At 69.3% G+C, this 23,406-nt stretch carries 23 protein-coding genes and 1 other RNA gene; 16 read left to right on the top strand and 8 right to left on the bottom strand.

From position 1 onward, the window contains the following. Positions 1–41 precede the first annotated feature (41 nt). The 4 genes from ACOGI4_RS09975 (at position 42) to ACOGI4_RS09960 (ending at position 4,612) form a co-directional block, all read left to right on the top strand. The gene (locus ACOGI4_RS09975; RefSeq protein ID WP_419841524.1) at positions 42–2,390 is read left to right on the top strand and encodes a transglycosylase domain-containing protein; all 2,349 of its coding nucleotides are present in this window, start codon (positions 42–44) and stop codon (positions 2,388–2,390) included. 56 nt (positions 2,391–2,446) lie between these two features. Beyond that, complete coding sequence (locus ACOGI4_RS09970) at positions 2,447–3,247, top strand: zinc ribbon domain-containing protein (RefSeq protein WP_419841523.1); 801 nt, start codon at positions 2,447–2,449, stop codon at positions 3,245–3,247. 109 nt (positions 3,248–3,356) lie between these two features. After that, positions 3,357–3,866 carry a hypothetical protein gene (locus ACOGI4_RS09965; RefSeq protein WP_419841522.1) on the top strand — a complete coding sequence of 170 codons (510 nt, stop codon included), beginning with the start codon at positions 3,357–3,359 and terminating at the stop codon, positions 3,864–3,866. 143 nt (positions 3,867–4,009) lie between these two features. Continuing rightward, on the top strand, positions 4,010–4,612 hold the full coding sequence (locus ACOGI4_RS09960; protein WP_419841521.1) for a histidine phosphatase family protein: 603 nt from the start codon (positions 4,010–4,012) through the stop codon (positions 4,610–4,612). Between the two features lie 116 nt (positions 4,613–4,728). On the opposite strand, the gene rnpB is transcribed toward ACOGI4_RS09960, so the two are convergent. Together rnpB and ACOGI4_RS09950 are read right to left on the bottom strand one after the other, a co-directional pair. Continuing rightward, positions 4,729–5,116, bottom strand: an RNA gene (gene rnpB, locus ACOGI4_RS09955) — RNase P RNA component class A. Positions 5,117–5,163: 47 nt separating this feature from the next. After that, positions 5,164–5,655: a hypothetical protein gene (locus ACOGI4_RS09950; RefSeq protein ID WP_419841520.1), complete on the bottom strand. Its 492-nt coding sequence runs from the start codon at positions 5,653–5,655 to the stop codon at positions 5,164–5,166. Positions 5,656–5,772: 117 nt separating this feature from the next. Here ACOGI4_RS09950 and ACOGI4_RS09945 point away from each other — a divergent pair, with 117 nt between their 5' ends. From ACOGI4_RS09945 to ACOGI4_RS09935, 3 genes are read left to right on the top strand one after another with little or no spacing between them, the layout of a single operon-like run. Beyond that, positions 5,773–6,186 carry a WhiB family transcriptional regulator gene (locus ACOGI4_RS09945; protein WP_419841519.1) on the top strand — a complete coding sequence of 138 codons (414 nt, stop codon included), beginning with the start codon at positions 5,773–5,775 and terminating at the stop codon, positions 6,184–6,186. A 27-nt stretch (positions 6,187–6,213) separates the two neighbouring features. Further along, the gene (gene trpD / locus ACOGI4_RS09940) at positions 6,214–7,338 is read left to right on the top strand and encodes an anthranilate phosphoribosyltransferase (RefSeq protein WP_419841518.1); all 1,125 of its coding nucleotides are present in this window, start codon (positions 6,214–6,216) and stop codon (positions 7,336–7,338) included. 9 nt (positions 7,339–7,347) lie between these two features. Then, positions 7,348–7,590, top strand: a complete 243-nt coding sequence (locus tag ACOGI4_RS09935; RefSeq protein WP_419841517.1) for a hypothetical protein — start codon at positions 7,348–7,350, stop codon at positions 7,588–7,590. Positions 7,591–7,634: 44 nt separating this feature from the next. Here the strand turns inward: ACOGI4_RS09935 and ACOGI4_RS09930 are convergent, their stop codons facing one another. Further along, positions 7,635–8,570: a serine/threonine-protein kinase gene (locus ACOGI4_RS09930; protein WP_419841516.1), complete on the bottom strand. Its 936-nt coding sequence runs from the start codon at positions 8,568–8,570 to the stop codon at positions 7,635–7,637. 124 nt (positions 8,571–8,694) lie between these two features. Here ACOGI4_RS09930 and queG point away from each other — a divergent pair, with 124 nt between their 5' ends. The 4 genes from queG (at position 8,695) to ACOGI4_RS09910 (ending at position 12,737) form a co-directional block, all read left to right on the top strand. After that, positions 8,695–9,861 carry a tRNA epoxyqueuosine(34) reductase QueG gene (gene queG / locus ACOGI4_RS09925; protein WP_419841515.1) on the top strand — a complete coding sequence of 389 codons (1,167 nt, stop codon included), beginning with the start codon at positions 8,695–8,697 and terminating at the stop codon, positions 9,859–9,861. Next, positions 9,861–10,973, top strand: coding sequence for a glycosyltransferase family 4 protein (locus ACOGI4_RS09920; RefSeq protein WP_419841514.1), 1,113 nt, complete (start codon positions 9,861–9,863; stop codon positions 10,971–10,973). The genes queG and ACOGI4_RS09920 overlap by 1 nt, the downstream gene beginning before the upstream one ends. A 65-nt stretch (positions 10,974–11,038) precedes the next feature. Beyond that, on the top strand, positions 11,039–11,527 hold the full coding sequence (locus ACOGI4_RS09915; RefSeq protein ID WP_419841513.1) for an SRPBCC family protein: 489 nt from the start codon (positions 11,039–11,041) through the stop codon (positions 11,525–11,527). 25 nt (positions 11,528–11,552) lie between these two features. Next, the gene (locus ACOGI4_RS09910) at positions 11,553–12,737 is read left to right on the top strand and encodes an aminotransferase class I/II-fold pyridoxal phosphate-dependent enzyme (RefSeq protein WP_419841512.1); all 1,185 of its coding nucleotides are present in this window, start codon (positions 11,553–11,555) and stop codon (positions 12,735–12,737) included. A 43-nt stretch (positions 12,738–12,780) separates the two neighbouring features. Here ACOGI4_RS09910 and ACOGI4_RS09905 read toward each other — a convergent pair whose 3' ends face one another. Beyond that, positions 12,781–14,265, bottom strand: coding sequence for an FGGY family carbohydrate kinase (locus tag ACOGI4_RS09905; protein WP_419841511.1), 1,485 nt, complete (start codon positions 14,263–14,265; stop codon positions 12,781–12,783). Positions 14,266–14,383: 118 nt separating this feature from the next. Between ACOGI4_RS09905 and trkA the strand changes: the two genes are divergently transcribed. The 3 genes from trkA to ACOGI4_RS09890 are packed head-to-tail and all read left to right on the top strand — an operon-like array spanning position 14,384 to position 18,923. Next, positions 14,384–15,727 (top strand): Trk system potassium transporter TrkA, encoded by a 1,344-nt coding sequence (gene trkA / locus ACOGI4_RS09900; RefSeq protein ID WP_419841510.1) that lies wholly within the window; start codon positions 14,384–14,386, stop codon positions 15,725–15,727. Continuing rightward, positions 15,724–17,355: a potassium transporter TrkG gene (locus ACOGI4_RS09895; protein ID WP_419841509.1), complete on the top strand. Its 1,632-nt coding sequence runs from the start codon at positions 15,724–15,726 to the stop codon at positions 17,353–17,355. The genes trkA and ACOGI4_RS09895 overlap by 4 nt, the downstream gene beginning before the upstream one ends. Further along, positions 17,352–18,923 (top strand): TrkH family potassium uptake protein, encoded by a 1,572-nt coding sequence (locus ACOGI4_RS09890; RefSeq protein WP_419841508.1) that lies wholly within the window; start codon positions 17,352–17,354, stop codon positions 18,921–18,923. Before ACOGI4_RS09895 ends, ACOGI4_RS09890 begins: the two co-directional genes overlap by 4 nt. Positions 18,924–18,927: 4 nt before the next feature. On the opposite strand, the gene ACOGI4_RS09885 is transcribed toward ACOGI4_RS09890, so the two are convergent. From ACOGI4_RS09885 to ACOGI4_RS09870, 4 genes are read right to left on the bottom strand one after another with little or no spacing between them, the layout of a single operon-like run. Next, positions 18,928–19,581 (bottom strand): GerMN domain-containing protein, encoded by a 654-nt coding sequence (locus ACOGI4_RS09885; protein ID WP_419841507.1) that lies wholly within the window; start codon positions 19,579–19,581, stop codon positions 18,928–18,930. Further along, positions 19,578–21,008, bottom strand: coding sequence for a sensor histidine kinase (locus tag ACOGI4_RS09880; RefSeq protein WP_419841506.1), 1,431 nt, complete (start codon positions 21,006–21,008; stop codon positions 19,578–19,580). Before ACOGI4_RS09880 ends, ACOGI4_RS09885 begins: the two co-directional genes overlap by 4 nt. A gap of 9 nt (positions 21,009–21,017) precedes the next feature. Further along, positions 21,018–21,698, bottom strand: coding sequence for a response regulator (locus tag ACOGI4_RS09875; RefSeq protein ID WP_419841505.1), 681 nt, complete (start codon positions 21,696–21,698; stop codon positions 21,018–21,020). Next, positions 21,695–22,207 (bottom strand): hypothetical protein, encoded by a 513-nt coding sequence (locus ACOGI4_RS09870; RefSeq protein WP_419841504.1) that lies wholly within the window; start codon positions 22,205–22,207, stop codon positions 21,695–21,697. The genes ACOGI4_RS09875 and ACOGI4_RS09870 overlap by 4 nt, the downstream gene beginning before the upstream one ends. A gap of 65 nt (positions 22,208–22,272) precedes the next feature. On the opposite strand from ACOGI4_RS09870, the gene ACOGI4_RS09865 reads away from it, so the two are divergent. Continuing rightward, positions 22,273–22,779 carry an NUDIX hydrolase gene (locus ACOGI4_RS09865; RefSeq protein WP_419841503.1) on the top strand — a complete coding sequence of 169 codons (507 nt, stop codon included), beginning with the start codon at positions 22,273–22,275 and terminating at the stop codon, positions 22,777–22,779. A gap of 205 nt (positions 22,780–22,984) precedes the next feature. Then, a complete protein-coding gene (locus ACOGI4_RS09860) occupies positions 22,985–23,362 on the top strand; it encodes a DUF3040 domain-containing protein (protein WP_419841502.1) in 378 nt (125 codons plus the stop codon). The last annotated feature ends 44 nt before the right edge of the window (positions 23,363–23,406 follow it).

Here is a 23,406-nt window from a genome sequence, read left to right as displayed (position 1 = left end):
GTGACGCTGCGCGACCGTCTTGCGGCGCGCCGAGGCTGCGCATGCGGTCCGGTACCTTGCACTCCAACGTGGATCTTGCCCGCCGCCTTGCCCGGCTGCCGCTGCTCGTCGTGATGATCGCGGCCTGCGTAGCGCTCGTCACCGTCGGGACGCGCGCCGCGGCGCCGCACACCGCTCGCCTGTTCGACGCCGTCGAACGCGACCGCGACCACATCGAGATCGATCTGCGACCTGGGGCGCAGCGCACGCAGGTCTTCGATGCCGACGGCAATCCCATCGGCATTCTGCTGAACGACATCGACCGCGAGATCATCACGCTGGACCACGTCCCCGACGACGTGATCGCCACCATCGTGGCGGTGGAGGACAGCAAGTTCTGGCTGCACAACGGCGTGGACCTGCGAGCGACCGCACGTGCCCTGGTCTCCAACGTCTCGGCCGGCCAGATCGCGTCGGGCGGCTCCACCATCACCCAGCAGATCGTGAAACTGCGCGTCGTCGGCAGCGAGCGCAGCTTCAATCGCAAGATCCGCGAGGCGGTGATCGCGGCTCGGCTCGAAGAGGAATTCTCCAAAGAACAGATCCTGGAGTTCTACGTCAACGAGGTGTATCTCGGCAATGGGGCGTACGGGCTGCAGGCCGGGGCCGAGACTTATTTCGGCAAGAACGTCTCCGAACTGGACGTGGGCGATGCGGCCTTGCTGGCGAGTCTGATCCGCAGCCCAGGCCTGTTCGACGGGTTCGATCAGAACATCGAGACCATGACGCGACGCCGCAGCAGATCGCTGCAGCAGGCGGTGGACGCCGGAATCATCACCGAAGCGGAGCAGGAAGCGTTCGAACGGCGGCCGTTGCCGAGCCGCAATCTGTCGCCTCGCCGCACCGATGTCGCGCTTCGGCGCGACTACTTCTTGGTCGAGGTGCGCCAGGCGCTGCTGGCGAATCCGGCGCTCGGCGACACCTACCAGGCGCGCTTCAGTCAAGTGTTCGGCGGCGGTCTGCGGGTCTGGACGACGCTGCGCCCGGAGCTGCAGGCCGCCATGCGTGCCTCGGTGGCGGAGGTGCTGCCGGAAGGCACCGGCGAGTTCGAGGTGTCCATCGCGAGCGTCGATCCTGCAACCGGGGCAGTACACGGGTTCATCGGCGGGCCTGCGTTCAGCGATTCGGAGTTCAACCTCGCGACGCAGGGCCGGCGTCAGCCGGGCTCGTCGTTCAAGACCTACGTGCTCGCAGCAGCCATCGAGCGCGCCGGCCTGTACCCATTCGACACGATCAGCGGCCAAGGCCCGTGCGTGTTCCCCAATCCGCCCCAGGACGACTACGAGGTGAACAACTTCGGCCGCAGCGCCGGACGGGTGGCGACGCTGGAGGACCAGACGACGGCCAGCTCGAACTGCGCGTTCGTCCGGCTCGGTCTGATCACTGGGCTCGACGAGGTGGTGGGCACGGCGAATCGGCTGGTCGGCCGGACCGGCGAGAACGGCTTCCTGCCGTACCCGTCCATCTCGCTCGGCGCGCAGGAGATGTCGCCGCTGGAGCAGGCGGTGGCCTACGGCACGTTCGCCAACGGCGGGGTGCGGATGGAGCCGTACTATGTGACTCGCATCGAGAACAGCTTCGGCGAGGTGCTCTATGAGCACGTGCCGCGTGGCCGGCGGGTGGTGTCATCGACCACGGCCGACTGGGTCACCGCAGTGCTGGCACAGAACGTACGATCCGGCACCGGGACGCGTTCGGCGCTCGAGAGCGGGCAGGTCTCCGCAGGCAAGACCGGAACCACGCAGTCGTTCCACGATGCCTGGTTCGTGGGCTACACGCCGCAGATGGCCACCGCGGTGTGGATGGGCCACCCCGACGAGCAGGTCCCGATGGGCGAGATTCAAGGACGGCGTGCGACCGGAGGCTGGATTCCGGCGCGTGTCTGGTCGGCCTACATGGGGCGTGCGCTGAGCCAGACGCCGTTGCGAGCGTTCGCTCCGCCGCCTCCGCCGTCGCGAGCCGGCCAGTACCTGTTCTTGCCGGGGGACACCTGCTCGATCGAAGCCGAAGTGTCGCCCGCCGAGTCACCGGCCGAGTTCGATCTGCCGTGCAGCATGGTCCGCCCCACCGGGGCAGGCGAATTCGAGCCGTTGGCCGATGCCCTGTGCAATGTTGCCGTGCCGACCGGCGACGGCGGGACCAGACTGGAGTGGCTTCGCTGTGCTCGCATCGCTGACGAGCTGGCGGCGCGAGCGACGCAGCCGGTGGACGATGCTGTCGAGGATGGCACCGAGGATGCAGAAGGGTCCGAGCGGCCGGACGGCACTGACGGCACGGGCGCCGACGAGTCCGATGCAGGCGAGACGGGTGCCGAAGCGGACGTGAACGAAAGCGAGCAGGATGGCACCTGATGACCGCGTGCTCCACGGATCGGCAACCATGAACCCAGACTCATGAACCCAGACTCATGAACCCAGACACACAGAGTCCAGACGCACATGCAGCGAGCGCCTCGGCACCGAACGACCAGGACGAGGTGCCGACTCCGCTGGCCAATCGGCTGGAATGCCTCGCTCAGATCGCAGACGTGGACCTGCAGCTCGCTCAAATCGCCCACCGCGTCGCGCACCTGCCCGAACGGGCGATCCGGGACGACATCGCTGCCGAGCTGGACGCTTGTGCCTCCGAGACCGAGGCGCTCGATGCACAGATCGCCGAACTCGAACGTGAGCAGCGCAGGCACGAGGGCGAGATCGAACTCATCGAGGCCAAGCGGGCCGAGAACTCTGCCCGGCTGTACAGCAGCGGACTCACGTCGCCCAAAGAAGCCGAGGCGCTGACGGCTGAAGCAGCGGCGCTCAGCCGTCGCCAGACAGCCGTAGAGGATCATGTGCTCGAACTCATGGAGCGCTTGGAGCCGCTGGGCGAGACCCGTGCCCAGCTCGGACGTCGGCTGTCGGCCGCATATGGACGCATCGACGGCCTCGACAGCGTCATCAGTGCTGCTGAGGCCGAGGCAGCCAACCAGAGAGACCACGCACTCGGCGAGCGCGCAGCGCTGGTGCCCTGCGCCGATCCTGCCCAGCTGTCGGTCTATGAGCAGCGTCGAGCCCGCGCCCGCGGCGCGCCGGTCCTCGGTCGGCTCGTCGGCCGCACCTGTGGCGCGTGTCACCTCGGGATCGCCTCCATCGACTACGAGCGCATCGTCGGGCTCGAGGCCGGCGAACTCGCCGAATGCCCTCAGTGCGGCGCATTGCTGGTGCGTTGAGTACTGGCCGGCTGAGTGCTGGCCGGTGGCGTGCCGGCCGGCTGATCGGCAGTCCATGTGTGGGTGCCAGTCGCGGGCGCAGCAGACGCGGCTGCGAGCGATTTCGCTGATGCTGTTGTGGTTCGTGGCCACATCGCTCGCAGCCATGCGCTGGACGTTCGCAGACACGGCGATCGATCATCGTCTCATCGTGGCGGGCGCACTCCTGCCGGACGTGCTGCACGCCGCCGCCAGAGGGGCACCGCTGGCTCATTCGCTGGTCTTTCCCGTGTGCGGGCTCGGCGTCGTGATGCTGGCCACCATCGGGCGGCGGCGGCCGCGGCGGCGATGGCTGGCGCTGCCGATCGGCGTGTTCTGGCATCAGCTGTTCGACGGGGCCTGGATGCAGCCGTCGCTGCTGTGGTGGCCCTTCGCCGGCAGCACTGCTGCTACGACGCTGCCGCTGGCTTCGCGTGGCGTCTGGCTGATCTGCGTGATGGAACTCGCCGGACTGCTCGGCTGCTGGTGGATCTGGCGCTCGTCCGACCTGTCGCGCGACCCGCAAGCCCGCGCCCGCTTCTGGCGCACCGGACGGCTCGCCTACAGCAGCAGTCCGCGGTCTGGGCGAAGCGTCGGCTGATGAGGAACCTGCTGCGTCGCCGGCTTCATGGCGATGTCCGCACGCGGCGAACGCCGGCATCGAGGCTCCTGCGTCACGGACGCCGGTGCTGATCCTCGTGCGTCACGGACGCCGGTGCTGATCCTCGTGCGTCACGGACGCCGGTGCTGATCCTCGTGCGTCACGGACGCACGAGTGCCAACGCCGCGGGCTTGCTGCAGGGACGCATCGACCATGAGCTGGACGAGGTCGGCGCGCAGCAGGCGGAGCAGATCGCCATGGCTTTGGCGAACGGCGACCACCGGCCGGAGGCAATCGTCACCTCGCCGCTGACACGTGCCGTCCAGACCGCTGCGGCGACCGCCCGGCAACTGGGGCTGATGCCGTCGGTCGACGAGCGCTGGGCTGAACTGGCCTACGGCGATTGGGACGGCGTTGCGATCTCTGCAGTGCCGCCGCAGGCTTGGCTCAGCTGGCGCGCTGATCCCGCGTTCGCTCCGCCGCGCGGCGAGTCGTTGGCGGAGCTGAACGTGCGAATCACCGGCGCCTGCGAGGAGCTGGCGGCGCAGGCCTCGCAACGGAACATCGCCGTGTTCACCCACGTCTCGCCGATCAAGTCGGCAGTGCGGTGGGCGCTCGGCACCGATGAGGAGATCAGCTGGCGGATGCACGTCGCCCAGGCGCAGATCACCTGCATCGGATTCCGCAACGGAGCGCCCACCCTGCAGACGTTCAACGACACGTCGCACCTGAGCAGTCGCACCTGAGCAGTCATGCGCACGTTGCCGCGACCCACCGTCTGCTGCGATACCTACCGGCTGCTGCGATACCTGAAGCACCGTGGCGTCTTGGCCGCCGGGACCGTGCCGGCGATGTCGGCCGTGCGGTGAGCCGGCCTGTAGGCGGGATTCTGTCCGTCGGCTGCTGCCGCCGGGGTGGCCATCCATCTGAGCGGCCTACCCGAGATCATGAGACGGGCCGCCCGATCTCTGCTTGGCCTTGCTCCGGGAGGGGTTTGCCGATCCGCCGGAGTCGCCCCCAGCGATGGTGCGCCCTTACCGCACCGTTTCACCCTTGCCTGTGGCTGCGCACGTGGCCCAGCCCATCGGCGGTCTGCTCTCTGTTGCACTTTCCGTCGCCTTGCGGCGCCTGGTAGCGAGCCAGCTCCCTGCCCTGTGGAGTCCCGACCTTCCTCGAATTGCGTCGCCCGTGCGGCAACGCTCGTTGCGTGCCGTCGACACTGCGCAGCCCGCGGCCACCCGGCCGACTCACCGCAGCCGGTGAGGTTAGCGCTGTTGGTGCTGCGGACGCGAGGCGCTCATCGGAGTCGGGGGCGGTGCTGGTCTTGGCTGCGCAGCTGGTCTCGGCTGCGCGGCTGTTTGCGGCTGCGGGGCGGGTCGGCGGTCAGCGACGGCCGTCGCCGGCTGAACATGCCGGCCAGCAGACCGCCCAACGACGCCAGCGATGCTGCCAGCAGCATCGCGAGCGGAAGGCCCAGCGGTGCCACCGCCTCGCCGGTGCCGAATCGGCGGATCAGCTGCACCACCACGGCCAGCACCATCACCGGACCAGAGCTCAGCACTGCGGCGGTCAGTCGGTGTGCCGTCGAGCGGGCCGCGGCAACTGCTCCTCCGGCGATCAGTCCTGCGAACAGCAGTCCGTTGACGGCGTAGGCGGCTGCGGTTCGTTCCCGCACCAGTGTGCCGATCACGACGCCGACTGCCAGCGCAGTCCCGGTGGACACCAGTGCTCCCGCCACCACCGCTCGAGGCTCGACGGTGCGACCGAAAATCTGCAGCAGGCTGCGCATGAGACGCAATTGTGCCTGGCTGCATTGGGCTTCACCGCATGGGGGCTCACTGCACTGGACAGCGCAGCAACATTGCGTCTTGACAATCTGCGATGCATCGGCAAGATTGCGCCACAGATGCCCTCCGCCACTGCCGTCGAGCGCTCCTCGTCCGGATCGGCGAGCACACCTTCGACACTGGCGCGTGTGCCGACGAGCGACCCCATGCGGATCCTCGTGGACCGACACGGCGGACTCACGACTGACCTGTTGGCGTGGCAGCGACACGCGGCATGCCGGGGCCTGAGGGCCGAGATCTTCTTCCCGCCAGACGGCGACGACACCGACCATGACGACACCGCATTCGAGGCCAAAGCGGTCTGCGCCGTCTGTTCGGTATCGGGCGACTGCCTGGAGTACGCCATAGCAGTGCGGGAAAAGAACGGTGTCTGGGGCGGGCAGACTGCAGCGGAACGTGTGCGCATCATTCGACGACGCCGCCGCGCTGCGGCGCGTGCTCGCAACGGTCAGTCGTCGGCCCGTCCTGACTGATGAGCACCGCTTGATGGACGGCGCTTGATGGACAGCGCAGGGATGGGCAGCGCCGCTGCTGATCCGCACCATGCTCACCCCCTCGAGCATTTCGGCGGGTGGAAGGCGGTGCTCACGGACCTCGTCGCGGGCATCGATCTGAGCCCCGAAGTAGCGCGGGCAGCTCTGGGCGCCATCTTGAGCCAGCGAGCCACCGATGCCCAGCTGGCGGGCTTCGTCATCGCCTTGGGCATGAAGGGCGGCTCGGTCCCAGAACTCACCGGCCTGGTGGACGCCATGCACGACGCCGCCGTGCCGCTGAGCGTGCCCGCCGGCGCCATTGACATCGTCGGCAGCGGAGGCGCCCCGGTTCGCCAGCGACACGCGCTCAGCGTGTCCACCATGGCGGCCTTCGTTGCTGCGGCTGCGGGAGCAGTGGTGTGCAAGCACGGCTCGGTTGCCGCGTCGTCGTCGTCGGGCTCGTTCGACACGCTGGCCGCGCTGGGGCTGGCGACCGAGCTGGACGGACCGAGCGTAGAACGATGTGTGTCGGAGATCGGCTTGGGTTTCGCCTTCGCCAAGACGTTCCACCCAGCGATGCGCTTTGCAGCCTCGGTGCGGGCAGAGCTGGGCGTGCCCACTACTTTCAACTTCCTCGGACCGCTGTCGAATCCGGCCCGCGTCAAGCGGCAGGTGCTCGGCGTGAGCGACCCGGTGATGGCGCCACGAGTCGCCGGGGTGCTCGCGGCGCGCGGTTCGAAGCGTTCGCTGGTGGTACACGGCGCCGATCGTCTCGACGAGATCACGCTGACCGATCTCACCCGCATCTACGAGGTGCGCGACGGCGAGATCGTCGACGAGTACCAGTTCGACCCGGCATCGATCGGGGTCGAACGCGTGAATCGAGCCGAGCTGTGGGGGGGAGGACCGCAACAGAACGCCGAGATCCTCCGAGCCATCGTGGCAGGCGAGGAGACCGGCGCCAAGGCCCGGATCGTGGAACTCAATGCGGGTGCCGGCTTGGTGGTTGCCGGCTTGGCGGAGAATTTCGCGGAGGGTGCCGAGCTGGCGCACGCGGCGGTGGCCGACGGCCGCGCTGCGGCCAAGCTGGAGTCTGCTGTCAGGCTGACGAACGAGTTGGCCTCAGCGTCGTCTGCCGACGGCGCGGCCTAGCGTGGCTGCTTGAGCGTGGTGGTGGGTCTGTCGTTGCCCTTCGGGGTCGGCGACGTCGTCCGCTTGGCCGACACGTCCGATGAGCGCCGTGCTTCGCTGGTGGGAACGACGGCAGTGGTCACCGGGGTTCGTCCCGGCGACCGGCGCGTCATGGCGGTGGTGGACTTCGACGGCGGCCCCGCCGAGACTGTTTTGGTGTACGGCATCGACGACGTCGAGGTCGTCGAGCGCTATCGCCATGGCGTGCCCTGAGCGTGCCCTCGGCCAGAGGCGACCATGCAGGCACGCTGCGACCGTCAGGTGCGGCTGGTCAGCCTGCGCAGGAGTCCGCGCCGCCGCGTGTCCTGCGGCGCCGGCACTTCGACCGAAGCGAGCGCAGCGGCAAAGTCGGCGCCGCTCGCGTAGCGCGCGTCGGGTGCTTTGGCCATGGCGGTCAGGATGATCTGCGCAAGATCGGCCGGCACGCCCCGCTCCGCGGGATCGGGCGGGGGCGTCCGCACGTGCGCGTGCAGCAAGTCGTTGCGCTCTCCGTAGAAGGGCGCCGAGCCCACTGCCAGCGCGTAGAGCGTCGTCCCGAGGCCGTAGATGTCGGTGCGTGCATCGACGGGCTGCGCGAGCGCTTGCTCGGGGGACAGGTACATGGGTGATCCGTACACCCGGCCCGGCGGCGACGCAGGACCGTCGAGGTCGTGCGCCAAGCCGAAATCGAAGAGCACGGCTCGGTCTGGGCTGCTGGATTGAGGGCTGCTGGATTGAGGGTCGTCGGATGGCGCGCCGTCGGACCGAGCATCCAGCATGATGTTCGATGGCTTCACGTCCCGGTGGACGATCCGATGCCGGTGGACGTGATCCAGCGCGGCGCAGATCTGCTGGATCACGGCGATGCCCTCGGCAAGGCTCGGCGGCCGACGGCTTGCGCACCGGTCGGCCAGTGTCTCGCCGTCCACGATCTCCATCTCCATGAAGTGGGCGCCGCCGATGACCCCCGCGCCGTGGACGGCCAGCACATTGGGGTGGTCGAGGCGTGCCATCAGCTCGTACTCCTGCTCGAACAGGGAGCGGATCTCCGCGCGTGCCTCGGCGAACGGCGTCAGCACCTTGAGGCCGACCTCGTCGCCCTTTGGCGTCGTCGCCCGGTAGCAGTGAGCGACCGTGCCGCGCCCGAGGAGTCCGGTGATCTTGTACGGGCCGTACTGGCGGCCGACCCAGACGTCTGTGTGGTTGTCGTACATCGCACCGGCCGCGGCTGGAGAGCCGGACGCAGCTTAGGGAACGGCAGAACCGAAGTGCCGGCATAGGGGCTGGCGGCAGCGCGGGCTGCCGCTAGCAGGGGCTGTGCAACGGCACACTTGAGCGATGGCAACCGCCGCCGCGTCGAGCCTGCTGGAACCGATACGCCAGGCGTGTGCTGACTCCGGCATCGACGCAGTTGGGGTCACCGACGTCGCACCTTTCACACATGCGCGCCGGGCGATCGAGGAACGCAAGGCAGCTGGACTGCACGCCGGCATGTGGTTCACCTATGGGCGGCCCGAGCGTTCGACGACCCCGGCCGACATCTTGCCTGGGGCGCGCAGCATGGTGGTGTGCGCCCGCCGCTACCGGCCGCCCGACGCCGGCGACAGGCGGTTCGACCGGCACCGGAGCGGGACGGTGGCCGCCTACGCGGCCGACGACGCCTACGTGCGCCTGCGAGCTGGGCTGGACCGAGTCTGCAGCGTCCTGGAGGCCGGAGGCGCTCGCGCGGTGACGGTCTGCGATGACAACCGCTTGGTCGATCGCGCCGCTGCCGTGCGTGCCGGCCTGGGCTGGCTGGGCCGCAACACCATGCTGCTGTCACGAGAGCTCGGGTCGTGGAACGTGCTGGGCTCGGTGATCACCACCGCTGCGCTGCCGGTGTCGGACCATATGCAGACCGACGGGTGCGGCAGCTGCCGCATCTGCCAGTCGGCCTGTCCGACCGGAGCGCTGGACACGGCGGGAGTGCTCGATGCGAACCGATGCCTGGCCTGGCTGCTCCAGGCGCCGGGCGTCTTTGCGGCCCAGTACCGCGTCGCCTTGGGCGACCGGCTCTATGGCTGCGATGACTGCCAGGCCATGTGCCCGGTCAATGATCCCGCAGCCGAGCCTCTGCGCAGCCGGCCCCGGCCAGTGAACATTCGTCACCGTCGCAGCAGCGTCGATGTCGTCGAGATGCTTCGCATGGCCGACGATGAGCTCATGGCGGCCTTCGGGCACTGGTACGTGCCGCGTCGCCAGCCTGCCTACTTGCGACGCAACGCGCTCGTCGTGCTCGGCAACGTGGGCGACCCCGGCTCGCCGGCCGTCGAGGAGGTGCTGCGTCGGGCGCTGTCGTCGCCGAATGCGATGATCGCTGCGCATGCGGTGTGGACGGCGCGTCGGCTGGGGCGCGACGATCTCGTGGCACAAGCGCGAGCCGGCGGGCTCGAAGACCGGGACGCCGACGGTCTGGTGGCCGCAGAACTTGCCAGGCCGGTGTGCGTGGCACGCACGGCGAGCTGATGCGGCCCCACCTGCTCGTCACCAACGACTTCCCGCCCAAGATCGGCGGCATCCAGAGCTACCTGTGGGAGCTGTGGCGCCGCCTGCCGCCGGAGGCCGCCACCGTGCTCACCACGCCGCACCGCGGCGCTGCGCCCTTCGACGCTGCCGCGCCGATGCGCGTGCTGCGGACGCGCGAACGCGTGCTGCTGCCGCGTCCGAGCCTGGTCAGGCGCATTCGTGCGGTGGCCGACGACGTCGGCGCGGAGCTGGTGCTGCTCGACCCGGCTGTTCCCCTCGGCATGGTTGGGCCGCGACTGGGCATTCCCTACGGCGTCGTGCTGCACGGCGCCGAAGTCACGGTGCCGGCGAGGCTGCCGGGCATCTCCGGCGTGCTGTCCGGCGTGCTCGAAGGCGCCTCGGTCGTCATCTCCGCCGGCGGGTACGCCGCGGCTGAAGCTCAGCGATGCGCATCTCGCCGGCTGCCGGTGCGCGAGGTGCCTCCGGGGGTCGATGTTGCCCGGTTCGTGCCCCTGTGCGCCGAGGAGCGGCTGCGCGTCCGACGAGCATTCGGCTTGGACGCAGGGCCGCTGGTGGTCTGCTTGAGCAGGCTGGTCCCGCGCAAGGGCTTCGATGCGGTCATCGAAGCTGCAGCGCGTCTGCGGGCCGAGCATCCGGGGCTGCAGGTGGCCGTTGCCGGCGCTGGACGTGACCGTCGGCGCCTTGAGCGGCTGGCGCGCCGCTGTGGCGCAGCGGTCGTCTTCTCGGGCCGAATCGGCGACGAGGAGGTGCCGCGGTTCATGGCGATGGGCGATGTCTTCGCCGCGCCGTGCCGCAATCGGTGGGCGGGACTCGAGCAGGAAGGATTCGGCATCGTGTTCGTCGAGGCTGCTGCGTGCGGGGTGCCCGTCGTGGCAGGCAGGTCCGGAGGCAGCCACGAAGCAGTGGTCCATGGCCGGACCGGACTGATCGTGGAACGCCCCACCGAGGTGGACGCGGTGGCCGAGGCGATCGACGAACTGCTGTCCGGCGAGAGCCGGCGGGCGGTGATGGGGGCTGCTGCGCGGCGCGAGACCGTGCAGCGATTCTCCTGGGACCTGCTCGCCGCCGAACTCGAAGCGGCGCTGTCCTAACCGGGCCGGGAGCGCATTGCGTACACTTGCGCGATCTTCGGAGAACCGACCCGCAACGAGACGGCATGCGGAGGCGGGACGCAGCAATGATCGACGAGATGACGATGACCACGATCGTGGCTGCGTCACCGCAGGACTGCTACGCGCTCATCTCCGACATCGAGCGCTACCCCGAGTGGGCGACCGACGTTCGTGCAGCCACGGTGACAGCGCGTGATCCCGACGGGCGGGCGACGCAGGCATCGTTCCGCGTCGCGGCGCTCGGGCGGACCGCTGACTACACGCTCGCTTACGACCATGGCGGCGCTCCGCAACGCATCTCCTGGAAGCTGATCGACGGCGACGTCGTCAAGCAGCTCGACGGCAGGTACGAATTCAATCCCGCAGCTGGGTCCGTTCACGTTGGGCCGGTCCGCACGGAGGTCGTGTACCAGCTCGCGCTGGAGCTCGCGGTGCCGCTGCCCGGCTTCGTCAAGCGCCGCGCGGAGCGTCGCATCGCGCACACCGCGCTGGCTGACTTCGCGGCCCGCCTCGAAGCCGATCTCGCCGGCTAGGGCGCGAGCGCCGACCTCAAGCACCATGGAGTTCCGACGCATCGGCGGCCTGCCGCCGTACGTGTTCACCGTCATCGACTCGCTGAAGATCGAGCGTCGGCGTGCGGGTGCCGACGTGATCGACCTGGGGTTCGGCAATCCGGACCTGCCGTCTTCGGAGCGGGCAGTGGACAAGCTGGCCGATGCGGCCCGCAATGCCCGCAACCACCGGTATTCGGCCAGCCGCGGCATCCCGAAGCTGCGTGCCGCCGTCGGCGACCTGTACCGGCGCAAGTGGCAGGTCGAACTCGATCCCGACACCGAGATCATCAACACGATCGGCGCCAAAGAGGGCTTCTCTCACTTGATGTGGACGGTGCTGGGGCCGGGCGACGCCTGTTTGGTGCCGACGCCGTCCTACCCGATTCACCTCTTCGGTCCGCTGTTGACCGGCGCAAGCGTGCGCGAGGTGCCTCTCGACGTCGGCGAGACGTTCTTCGAGCGCCTGGTCGAGCGCTTCGAGTACTCGTGGCCGCGGCCTCGGGTGATCGTTCTGTCGTTTCCGCACAATCCCACGACTGCGTGCGTCGATCTGGAGTTCATGCAGCGCATCGTGGATTTCGCGCGCGAACGAGAAGTGCTGCTCGTCCACGACTTCGCCTACGCAGATCTGGGCTACGACGGCTACGAGCCGCCGTCGATCCTGCAGGCGCAGGGCGCGATGGAGGTCGCGGTGGAGTTCTACAGCCTGACGAAGTCGTTCTCCATGGCCGGCTGGCGGGTCGCGTTCTGCGTCGGCAACGCCGAGGTCGTGGCGGCGCTCGCCAAGCTCAAGAGCTACCTCGACTACGGCACGTTCCAGCCGATCCAGATCGCAGCGACGGTGGTGATGAACGAGGAACGCGACTATCCCGGCGAGATTCGGGAGACCTACCGCAATCGGCGGGATGTCTTGGTGCGCGGGCTGGGCCGTATCGGCTGGCCGCTGGCGCCTCCGCGAGGGACCATGTTCGCTTGGTCGGAGATCCCAGAGCCGTACCGGCACCTGGGCTCGGTGGAGTTCTGCAAGCTGGTGGTTGCCGAGGCGAACGTCGCACTGTCTCCTGGCGTCGGCTTCGGCCCGGGCGGCGAGGGTCACGTGCGCTTCGCGCTGGTCGAGAACGAGCATCGCATCCGCCAGGCCATCAGCCAGCTGCGCGGCGCCTTGGACCTGCTGACGCCCGCCGAGTGACTCGAGCGCCGCTCGGGCTGCGACGCCTGGGCTGGGCCAGCTGCTACCAGCGCAGGGTTCGCTCGAGCGCCTGTCGCCACAGCGCGTGCAGCCGGTCGGCGTCCGCACGGTCGCCGGTGGGCTCGAAACGGCGATCCAGCTTCCAGGCCGAGGCTGCGTCCGCCGGGGACGACCACACGCCCTCGGCCAGCCCGGCCAGCATCGCCGCGCCCATGGCAGTGGTCTCGGTCACCTCGGGTCGGCTCACCGGGGCGTCCAGCTGGTCGGCTTGGATGGCGCACAGCAGATCATTGACTGCGGCGCCGCCGTCGATCCTCAGTTCGGCGACGGGACGGCCCACCGCGGCATGCATCGCTTCTGCGACGTCGCGAGTCTGCAGTGCCATGGACTCCACAGCAGCCCGTGCGATGTGGGCCGGGGTGGCCGCGAACGTGAGGCCCATGATCGCGCCACGAGCGCTCGGATCCCACCAGGGACTGCCCAGACCGGCGAAGGCCGGCACCACGACCACTCCGGCGCTGTCGGGCACGCTGCGGGCGAGCGATTCGATCCCGGCCGGGTCGGCGGCCCCGGCCAGGACGCCGCACAGCCAGCCCACGGTCGCGCCGGTGGCAAAGATCGATCCTTCGAGCGCGTAGGTGCGGCCGGTGCCCAAGTCCCATGCCACGGTCGTGAGCAGCCCGTCGACCGGCTGCGGGCATCGCTCGCCGACATTCATCAGGACGAACGATCCGGTGCCGTAGGTGTTCTTGGCCATGCCCGCCTCATGGCAGCCTTGGCCGAACAGAGCAGCCTGCTGATCGCCTGCCACGCCGCTCAGCGCGATCCCCGGCCCCAGCGCCGTCGTGTCCGCCGTGCGGCAGAACCGACCGGCCGACGGGCGAATGTGTGGCAGCGAGTCGATCGGCACCGACAGCAGGTCGCACATCGACGTCGACCAGGCGCCCGAAGCGAGGTCGTACAGCAGCGTGCGTGAAGCGTTGGTGGCATCGGTGGCGAACGCTGAGCCGCCGCTCAGCTTCCAGATCAGCCAGCTGTCCACCGTGCCGACAGCCAGATCAGGATGCACGGGCACGCCGCCGTGGCGCAGCAGCCACTCGGCCTTGGTGCCGCTGAAGTACGGGCTCAGCACCAGACCCGTGCGCCGACGGACCTCAGGCAGGTGGCCGTCAGCCTCCAGCTGCTCGCAGCGGCCTGCGGTGCGGACGTCCTGCCACACGAGTGCGCGTGCGAGCGGCTCGCCGGTGCGACGGTCCCATGCCACGACCGTCTCGCGCTGATTGGCGATGCCGACAGCGGCCACCGCCGCAGGACGCCCGTCGTCTCGGGTCCGCAGGGCGGCGCACAGCTCGCTCAAGGTCAGCGTCGTGGCTTCCCAGATGTCGTTCGGGTCGTGCTCGACGAGGCCCGGGCCGGGATAGTGCTGCGGGAACGGTCGGTAGGCGTAGGCCAGCTCGGCACCGGTCTCGTCGATGGCCATGGAGCGCACGCCGGTGGTGCCGGCATCGATCGCGATCACGACGGCCATGTCGCCTGCTTTCGCTGTTGCCCCGGCCCGAGATGGCCGGCCTCAAGATGCCAGACCTCGAGATACCGGACCTCGAGATACCAGACCGTACCGAGGTATCGAAGTAGGGTCGCACGCCGTGAGGATTCTCGTGGTGGGCGCTGGCGAGGTCGGAAGCTACATCGCTGAGCGCCTCAGCCGTGAGGGCAACGACGTCGTCGTCATCGACCGGCACTCCGGACGCCTCGACACGCTTGCGTCCGAGGTGGACCTGCTCACCGTCAACGGCAGCGGCACCAATCCTTCGGTGCTCGCTGAGGCGGGCCTCGCCCGAGCCGACTTGGTCGTCGCGGTCACCGACTCCGACGAGGTCAACCTGCTGGCGTGCATGCAAGCCAAGCAGGCGGGTGTCCCCGCGACGGCGGCTCGCTTGGCCGACAGCGACCTGCGGGGCCCGCCAGGGCGCAGCCTGCGACATGCCATCGGCGTGGACCTGGTGCTCGATCCCGACGAGCAGACCGCCGACACCATCATGGATCTGCTCGTGTACCACGGGGTGTCCGACATCAACGAGCTGGCCAACGGCGAGGTGCTCGTCGTCGGTGCGCACCTCGCGCCGGACGCGCCGCTGGTCGGCAAGACCATGGCCGAGGTCGGGGCCTACTACGAGCCTGAGTGGGACTTCATCTTCGGCGCGCTCTCGCGCCACGGCGAGATCACGGTGATGCGTCGGGACACGACGCTGCAGCCCAACGACCTGCTGAGGGTGGTCTGCCGGCGCCAAGGCCGGCGAGAGCTCATGGAGATCATGGGCCTGCACCGAACCGATCTGAGACGCGTGATGATCCTGGGTGGAGGCAGGACCGCAGGGCTGCTGGCCGGCCGGCTGCTGGAGCGCCGCATCGAGGTCGTCATCGTCGAGCAGCACCATGAGCGCTGTCTCGAGCTCAGCGAGCGCCACGCGGGGGCGCTGGTGCTGCACGGCGACATCACCGACATCGACGTGCTGGCACGGGAGGACATCGGCAGCTTCGATGCCGTGGTCGCCGTCACCGGCGAGGACGACGCCAACGTGCTGGCGTGCCTGTATGCGAAGTCCGAGGGTGCCAGCGAGACGGTTGCCGTGGTGCATCGCCTGTCGCTGCTGCCGTTGCTGGAGCAAGTCGGCATCGATGCGGCGCTGTCTCCGCGCACAGCGAGCGCCAACATGGTCCTGCGCATGGTCCGCGGGGACGTCACCGCCGTGGCGACCTTCCTCGAAGGCGACGTCGAGGTGCTGGAGTTCGAGGTCGGCTCGGGTTCGGGCGCCGACGGTTCGCGGGTACGGGACCTGCACCTGCCGGGCCAGATGCTGCTTGCGGCCATCGTGCGCGACGGCAAGGCCCGCATTGCTCGGGGCCGGAGCGAGCTGCGAGCACGCGATCACGTGGTCGCCTTCGTGACGCCTGACTGCGTGGACGAGGTCAAGCAGGCCTTTCGGTGACGCCTCGTCCGGCTCGCCGGGCGCCGCAGCGCGACAAGCTCCGCTGGCTGATGGTGCGAGCCGCGCGCGCCGCCGATGACGCGCTGCACTGGTGGGCACGGGGGCCCTACGAATCCAGCGTGGCGGTCACGGCGCTGGTGGTGCTGGCCAGCTCGCTGCCGGTCTTCGTTGCCTGTGCGCTGTTCGATCTGGTGGCGGGAGGGCGTGTGGCTGCGAGCGGCGAGTCCGGTGCTGATGCGACGGCGCTGCTGATCGCGGGCTGTGCCGTCTCGGCGGTCGCTCTCGGTCTGCTGCGGCTGTGCAGGTTCGAGCGACGCATCGGCGAGCGTCAGGCATTCACTGCGCTGGTGATCGGCTCGTTCGCAGCGGTTGCGGCCGTGGCGGTGGCGCACGTGGCGACCGGCGCGGTGGCGCCCACGGCGCTGGCGACGGCGTTCGTCGAGGCCGCTGCCACGGTCACCGGCACCAACAGCACGGCGATCTCCCCGGCAGAACTCGGCGGCGGCATGCTGGCCCTGCGCGCAGTCGGGCAGTGGCTCGGCGGCGCGGCATTCATCGTGGTGCTCGTGCGCGTGCTGCCGCACCTGGGCGTCGGCGGCCTCGATGCCGACGGGGGAGTGGCGACACGCTCGGCTCGCCGGCTGGCGCCGCGCAGCGCCGGCACCATGGGCCGTCTGCTGCTGCTCTACGGAGCGCTCACCGTGCTGGTGGCCGTCGGCTACGCGCTGGCTCGCATGCCGCTGGCGCACGCTGGACTGCACGCGTTGACCACGACCTCGACCGGCGGCTTCTCCACCCAGGCCGGATCGCTGGGCAGCTACGAATCCGCCGCGATCGAGTGGGTGGCGATCTTCGGCATGGCCGCCGCCGGTGTCAGCCTTCCGCTCATGTACTTGGCGATTCGGCGCCGCGAGCCGGCGCGCTTCGTCCGCAGCTACGAGTTCCGCACATACCTGATGCTGACCGTCGGCGCTGCGGCGTTGGTGGCGCTGTGGTCTGGCGGCGACTTCGGCCATGAGCACCTTCGCAGGTCGCTGTTCGCCGTCGTGTCGGCGATCTCCACGACCGGCTTCGAAGCCGCGTCGTTGGTCGGCCTCTCCAGCGGCGCCGTCGCGGCGCTGTTGACGCTCATGGCGATCGGCGGCATGGGCGCCTCGATGGCCGGCGGCTTCAAGGTGGTGCGCCTGCTGACGCTCACCTCCTACATCGGGCGCGAGCTGCGCCGCGCCGTACACCCGTCCCTCGCACAGCGGCTGCGGCTCGGACGCTCGACGGTCTCGGAGTCCACCATGAGCCGCATCGTGGGGGAGCTGCTGCTGGCGGTGCTGCTGGTCATCCCTGCCGCCGTGGTGTTGGCGGCGAGCGGGCTCGACGTGGTCGGCGCGCTCAGCTATGGAGTGTCCGCGTTGTCGACGGTCGGGCCTGCGGTCGGCGCAGCCGGCTCGACGGAGCATCTGGCGTCGCTCGACGGGACGGGACGCGTCGCCGCAGGACTGCTCATGCTGTGCGGACGGATGTCGGTGACCGCTGCGTTGGTGGCGCTGAGTGTCGCTTTGCATCCGGCAGCTGCTGCTTGGCGACGGGCATCGCGGGTCCGGCGCAGGTCCATGGGCGACATGCTGCGATGAACGGCCCAACCACAGGAGCGGGGCGACGCTTCGAGTCCACGCCAGTACACGTGAGCGGGCTGGCGCTGGTGTTCGTGGCGACCGGCATGGCGATCTCCGCCGGTGTCGCACTGGTCGACGGCGGAGGCGGCACCTTCGCGCTGGTCGCCTCCGCAGCGGTCACCGCGAGCGTGGGCGGCGCCATGATGGGCAGCACCACCGCATCGGCGCGTTCGGATTCGCCGCTGGCCTTCGCCTCGGTGGCGTGGGCGTGGCTGGCCGTCTCGCTGGCCGGTTCGATGCCGTACCTGTTCAGCGGCGTGGTCCCGTGGAGCGAGGCCGACAACGCGCTCTTCGAGTCGGTCTCAGGCTTCACCTGCACCGGTGCCACCATCTTGGCCGACATCGACGGCGTGGCCCACGGGATCCTGTTCTTTCGCAGCATGACGCAGTGGTTCGGCGGCATGGGCCTGATTGTGCTGGCCGTGAGCGTGCTGCCCGCGCTGAAGGTCGGCGGCTTGGAGCTCATCGCCAACGAGGCGCCCGGACCGACGGCAGACCGCTTCACGCCGCGCGTTGCAGCCACGGCGCGGCGGCTGTGGCTGTTGTACGCAGGATTCACGCTGGCTGTCGCAGCGGCGCTGCTGGCTGCCGGACTGAGCGTGTTCGACGCGGTCGCGCACGCCTTCACCACGGTTGCCACCGGGGGATACTCGACGCACACGGGATCCATCGCGCACTTCGACTCGCTGGCTGTGGAGCTGGTGGTGATGACCGGCATGATCGTCTGCGGCGCCAGCTTCTCGATCCACTGGCACACCATCATGCGCACCCGGTCGAAGCTGCGGGGCTACTCAGAGCTGCGCTGGTACCTGAGCCTGATCGGCGGCGCAGCGATCGCTGTGGCGCTGCTCAACTCGGGCAGGCTGAGCCTCGGCTCGAACCTTCGAGAGGCGGCCTTCTACGCCGTGTCGTTGGGCTCCAACACCGGCTACGGCCTCTACGACTACACCGACTCGCAGCGCTGGACGCCTGCTGCGCAGCTGGTGCTGCTGGTGCTGTTCCTCGTGGGCGGCATGACCGGCTCCACGGCCGGCGGCATGAAGGTGCTGCGCTTGCAGATCGTGGTCCGCTATGCCGTCCGCGAGGTCATTCGGGCCCGCCATCGCAGAGCGGTGCTGCCGATGCGCCTCGGTGACACCACGGTGGCCGAGGACGTTGCGGCGCGGGCGCTGGGCTTCGTGCTGCTGTATCTGGGGCTTGCCCTAGTCGGCGGCATTGTGATGACCGCTTTGGGCAACGATCTGGAGACCGGGTTCTCCGGCGCAGTGTCGGCCGTCGGCACCGTCGGGCCGGCGCTGGGCGAGGCCGGGCCGACGGCTTCGGCGCTGGAGTTCGCACGCCAGTCGCGGCCGGTGATGATGGTGTTGATGCTGTTCGGCCGCCTGGAGGTGTTCCCGACGATGCTGATGTTCGCAGCCGTGGCGCGAGCCGCCACGCGCTCGCGCTACAGCAGGCCCGCCACCGGCCGCGGCGTTCGCAGGCTTACCCGCAGGCCGTCTCGGCGCACTGATCGGTCACCGTGCTGATCGGTCAACGCAGGGCGGCCGAGCGCAGCGGCGCGGGCGGCATCAGCTCGCCGTAGTCCTCGACGCGCAAGGCGCGAGGCAGCTGGCCCGGCGGCGTCTGCGCGATGGCCCCAGCGCCGTCGGGCAGCGACTGGGCGACTCCGTCGAGGAAGAACCTCACGCCTTGACTGTCACGTGCGAGCGCCGAGGCGGTGAACACGATCTGCGCCGCTGACCGCACCCGCTGCGCACCTTCGACTTCGAAGAAGACGTCGTTGAGGTGTACCGAGATGACGTTGTTGCGCAGCAGCTGTACGTCCACGAACTCGGTGCCCGCCGGGATCGCGGACTCGAGTCCGTTCTCTGCTTCGGTCGGCGTCGGTCCGGCCAGCAGGCTGTTGAGGGGCGCATCGAGGAAGACCGGCGCAGCCAGCGACCTTTGCAGCTCCACGAGCACCCCGTCGCGCAGGAAGTACACCGGGTGCAGCGACGTGTCAGGCGTCTTGGCCGCTGCGCCGACGACGGGCCGATATGGCTCATCAGCGGCGTCGGGAAACAGGCCGGCAGGCACGTGGACGCTGGTCGGGCCGTCGTCGATCGGCAGTCCGCAGGCAACACTCGTGACGACGCACGCCCCCAGCGCGCCGAACGATCTCCACCCGGCGCGGCGAGACCTCATCGGTGTCCCGCAGTCCCGTGCCCCGCTATGGGCAGCTCGACCACGAAGCTCGCTCCGCGTCTGCCGTCGGGGAGCGATTCGACATGCACCGAGCCGCCGTGACGTCGGGTGTGCTCGTACACCAGGGCCAGTCCCAGACCAGCCCCGGTGCCGGCGCCTCGCTTGCGCGCCGCTGCGCCGCGAGCGAAGCGTTCGAAGACCAGCTCGCGCTCTGACGGCGCGACACCCGGCCCGTTGTCCTCGACAGCGATCCGCACGGAGTTGCCGGGCCGGGAGATGGCTACACGGGTGGCGCCGCCGCCGTGCTTGTCGGCGTTGCGCAGCAGATTGTCGAACACCTGTGCGAGGCCGCGCTTGTCGCCGATCACCACGGCGTCCTCAGCACCGGCGCCGACCTCGAGGTCCACGTCGGGCTCAAGGGCACGGACGCGATGCTGCACCAATTCGGTGACGTTCACCAGACCCCGTTCGAGCACCGAGTTCTCTGCGTCGGGCCGCGAGATCTCCAACAGGTCCTGCACCAGCTGCTGGAACCTGTCGACGTCTGCGGCCAGCAGGTCCAGTGCAGTCCGCGCGTGTGCCGACAGCTGGTCACGGTGTCCGTTCAGGAAGTCGATGGAGGCCCGCAGCGTCTGCAGCGGCGATCTCAGCTCGTGGCTCACATCGGACGCGAAGCGCGCATCGCGGGCGATCCTGCGCTCCATGGCATCGGCCATGTCGTTGAACGACTTGACGATCACGGCGAGATCAGGATCGTCGCTGGGATCGACGCGGGTGTCGAATCGGCCCCGAGCGATGGAATTCGCAGCATCGGACACGGTCGCCAGCGGTCGCAGCAGCCGTCCGCCGGCCCATGCACCGACGGCCACCCCGATCAACACGGTCAGCGCGGCGCCGCCGCCGAGAATCAGGCGCAGGCTGGCGAGCGTGGCCTCGATCTCCGACAGCGGAACCACCTCGAAGTACAGCGTCTCGCTGAGCTGCGAGACCGCGGCCGGGCGCAAGCGCAGACCGAGCGCGAGCTGGCCGCCGCCGTCGAGTCGGTAACGCATCACGTGGGCCCGCCCGGATCGTTCGACCGCCTCGATGAGTGCGGCCGGAAGATCGTTGGGCACCAGCGACGGCGATCGCCACGTGTCGGGTCCCGTGCGAACGATGGAGCGGCTGCCGCCCAGGCTCGGCAGCGACTCGAGCAGCACCGCGAAGTCGGGGCTCTCCGCGCGCAGCGAGTTCTGCACCTGTGTGGCGTTCGCGAAGAACTGTGCCTGTGAGGAATCCTGACGGAGCCGCAGCATCGAGCCTCGCGAGAGGCTGTAGGTCATCACCACCAGCAGGAAGGCCGCCAGCGTCGCGCCGAGCGTGAACGCACCGACGACGCGCGCGCGCAGCGGAAGCCGGCGCAGGGGCCGCGGCCTGCCCAGACTCACTCCGGACTCTCAGCCGGAGGCCCGCAGCTTGTAGCCCAAGCCGCGAGCCGTCACCACGTAGCGAGGATCGGCAGGGTCGTCCTCGATCTTGAGCCGAAGCCGACGCACGTGTACGTCGACGAGTCGGCCGTCGCCGAAGTAGTCGTAGCCCCAGACCCGTTCGAGCAGATGTTCGCGGCTCATCACCTTGTTGGGATGGTCAGACAGCTCGCACAACAGACGGAACTCGGTCTTGGTCAAGTGCAGCTCCTGCCCGCACTTGGTCACCACGCCCTCGTCGGGCACGACCTCGAGGTCTCCGAATGCTCGGGGCAGTCCGCTGCCGTCCACCGTCCGGCTTCGCCGCAGCAGCGCTCTGATGCGGGCGAACAGCTCGTTGGGGGCAAACGGCTTGGTGAGGTAGTCGTCGGCGCCGGCTTCGAGTCCCGCCACGATGTCGTGGGTGTCGTCGCGGGCGGTCACCATGATGATCGGCACGTGACTCACTCGCCGGATGGATCGGCACAGCTCGAACCCGTCGAGTCCGGGAAGCATGATGTCCACGAGCACCACGTCGGTGCTCTCGGGCACGAAGCGCTCGAGGGCTTCTTCGCAGGACTCCGCTTCGCTGACCTGCCAGCCTTCGTCCTCGAGCGCCAGGCGCAGCGTGGTGCGGATGCGTTCGTCGTCTTCGACCGCGAGGACGTTCATGGTCGCCGTCGAACCGTCGTCGCGCCCGACCGCCGTGCGAGCGAGCTCGAAGCAGCCGCGTCCGGCCCGGAACGCGGCGCGCGTCCGCGTGACGGGTTGCCGCGGTGGCGCAGTGAGGCCTGATCGCTCCATTCGCTCATGGACCGGAGCACCAGCGCGGCGAGCGCGGCCACGCCCGCTGCGCCTGCCAAGGCGCCGACAGCAGCTCCGCTGAGCGTGGGGCCGGCGCAGCTGCCGCTGCACTGCAGGGCGCTGGTCGCGTATCCGGCCAGGCCTCCGCACACCGCTGCCACCACGATGGCGCCGAAGGCCACTGCTCTGGCCAGCACCGACGGCAACGCCGTCGGCGCCGCTGTGGACCCGATGCGGATCGTTCTGGTCTCATCGGTGCCGGCGCCTGCGGGAATGGCTTCGTCGGCGCCGTCGTCAGCAGTGGGAGCGGCCGCGGCCCCCGCGTGGCCACGACGGCGCCTGTCGCCGGGCTGAGCGTCCTCGCCGTGCGTGCTCACCGCTGCCATGGTACGGCCAGAAGCACAGCCGCTCAGCCGCACTACGTGCGTGACATACTGCCGCCATGCCGTCCAGGTCGCGTCGATGGTCTGTCGCCAGCGGCATCCTCGAGTTCGACGGCACCGTGTTGATGGTCAACAACCTGCGGCGCAGCGGCCGCACCGACTGGACGACGCCGGGCGGGGTGGTGGATCGGGGCGAGACGGCGGTGAAGGCGCTGACGCGCGAGGTGGCGGAAGAGACCGGCCTGCGGGTGGCGTCGTGGGACGGTCCGATGTACACCGTCGAGGCCGATGGCCGCGACGGTCCCGGCTGGTTCTTGCGGGTCGAGGTTCACCGAGCGCGCCGCTGGAGCGGAGAACTGGACGTCGCCGATCCCGACGGCATCGTCTTCGATGCGCGCTGGGTGCGAGTCGGCGAGATCGAGGCCCTGCTCGAAGGCCAGCACAGCTACATGGCCGAACCGCTGTTGGCCTACCTCGACGGCGATGCCCCGCGAGGTCACGTGTTCCGCTACACCGTGTCCGGCGATCGCCGCAGCGGCTGGGTGATCGCACCGGCGACGCAGTAAGCAGCCGCTGCCGAGTCAGCCGCAGTTGCTGAGCCAACGGGGCCAGCACTGCCCAGTCCTGCCCCGAGCTGCGCTGAGCAGGCAGGCCGGCGAGCAGCCGCCGTGGGGTTCCGGCCACGGGTGGATGCACGGGTGCGTGGAAGTGGTGCAGGCTGTCGTCCTACACTGGTGTCAACATCGGCAAGACAGCACTTGGAGTCCGTGCGTGCCGCTCTCTGAAGACGAACAACGCATCCTGCTCGAGATTGAGAAGGACTTCTACGACACCGACCCGGAGTTCGCGCGGGAGGTGTCCGAGACGACGCTGACCCGGCATGCGTTGCGCAACATCCGCTGGGCGGTGCTCGGCGGGATCTTGGGTCTGGTCGGCGTCGGCTTGGGTCTGCAGGTCCACTTCGCGCTCGCGTTCGGCGCATTTCTGGTCGTGTTCGCCAGTGCCGTGGTGATCGAGCGCAATGTCCGCAAGATGGGCAGGCTAGGGATCGAGAAGGTCTCCGATTCGATCGCCAAGCGCTCCCGCCCGAGCAACGCCGACTCGTTCGGCGACCGCCTTCGGCGACGTTTCCGCAACGACTCCAGCTAGCGCCCGCGCACTGTGGGAGGCGGGCAGTGCCGACGTCGCAGCGC

This window comes from Candidatus Poriferisodalis sp., assembly GCF_965205175.1.
Lineage (GTDB): Bacteria > Actinomycetota > Acidimicrobiia > Acidimicrobiales > Poriferisodalaceae > Poriferisodalis.
Note: the sequence above shows the minus strand (reverse complement) of the source record. Positions and strands in the feature narration are given on the sequence as shown.

Excerpts from the sequence above, each read along its gene's own strand:
- ACOGI4_RS09975 (WP_419841524.1), top strand. The coding sequence starts at position 42 with ATGCGGTCCGGTACCTTGCACTCCAACGTGGATCTTGCCCGCCGCCTT.
- ACOGI4_RS09970 (WP_419841523.1), top strand. The coding sequence starts at position 2,447 with ATGAACCCAGACACACAGAGTCCAGACGCACATGCAGCGAGCGCCTCG.
- ACOGI4_RS09965 (WP_419841522.1), top strand. The coding sequence starts at position 3,357 with ATGCTGTTGTGGTTCGTGGCCACATCGCTCGCAGCCATGCGCTGGACG.
- ACOGI4_RS09950 (WP_419841520.1), bottom strand. The coding sequence starts at position 5,655 with ATGCGCAGCCTGCTGCAGATTTTCGGTCGCACCGTCGAGCCTCGAGCG.
- ACOGI4_RS09945 (WP_419841519.1), top strand. The coding sequence starts at position 5,773 with ATGCCCTCCGCCACTGCCGTCGAGCGCTCCTCGTCCGGATCGGCGAGC.
- trpD (WP_419841518.1), top strand. The coding sequence starts at position 6,214 with ATGGACAGCGCAGGGATGGGCAGCGCCGCTGCTGATCCGCACCATGCT.
- ACOGI4_RS09930 (WP_419841516.1), bottom strand. The coding sequence starts at position 8,570 with ATGTACGACAACCACACAGACGTCTGGGTCGGCCGCCAGTACGGCCCG.
- queG (WP_419841515.1), top strand. The coding sequence starts at position 8,695 with ATGGCAACCGCCGCCGCGTCGAGCCTGCTGGAACCGATACGCCAGGCG.
- ACOGI4_RS09920 (WP_419841514.1), top strand. The coding sequence starts at position 9,861 with ATGCGGCCCCACCTGCTCGTCACCAACGACTTCCCGCCCAAGATCGGC.
- ACOGI4_RS09915 (WP_419841513.1), top strand. The coding sequence starts at position 11,039 with ATGCGGAGGCGGGACGCAGCAATGATCGACGAGATGACGATGACCACG.
- ACOGI4_RS09910 (WP_419841512.1), top strand. The coding sequence starts at position 11,553 with ATGGAGTTCCGACGCATCGGCGGCCTGCCGCCGTACGTGTTCACCGTC.
- ACOGI4_RS09905 (WP_419841511.1), bottom strand. The coding sequence starts at position 14,265 with ATGGCCGTCGTGATCGCGATCGATGCCGGCACCACCGGCGTGCGCTCC.
- ACOGI4_RS09890 (WP_419841508.1), top strand. The coding sequence starts at position 17,352 with ATGAACGGCCCAACCACAGGAGCGGGGCGACGCTTCGAGTCCACGCCA.
- ACOGI4_RS09885 (WP_419841507.1), bottom strand. The coding sequence starts at position 19,581 with ATGAGGTCTCGCCGCGCCGGGTGGAGATCGTTCGGCGCGCTGGGGGCG.
- ACOGI4_RS09875 (WP_419841505.1), bottom strand. The coding sequence starts at position 21,698 with ATGAACGTCCTCGCGGTCGAAGACGACGAACGCATCCGCACCACGCTG.
- ACOGI4_RS09865 (WP_419841503.1), top strand. The coding sequence starts at position 22,273 with ATGCCGTCCAGGTCGCGTCGATGGTCTGTCGCCAGCGGCATCCTCGAG.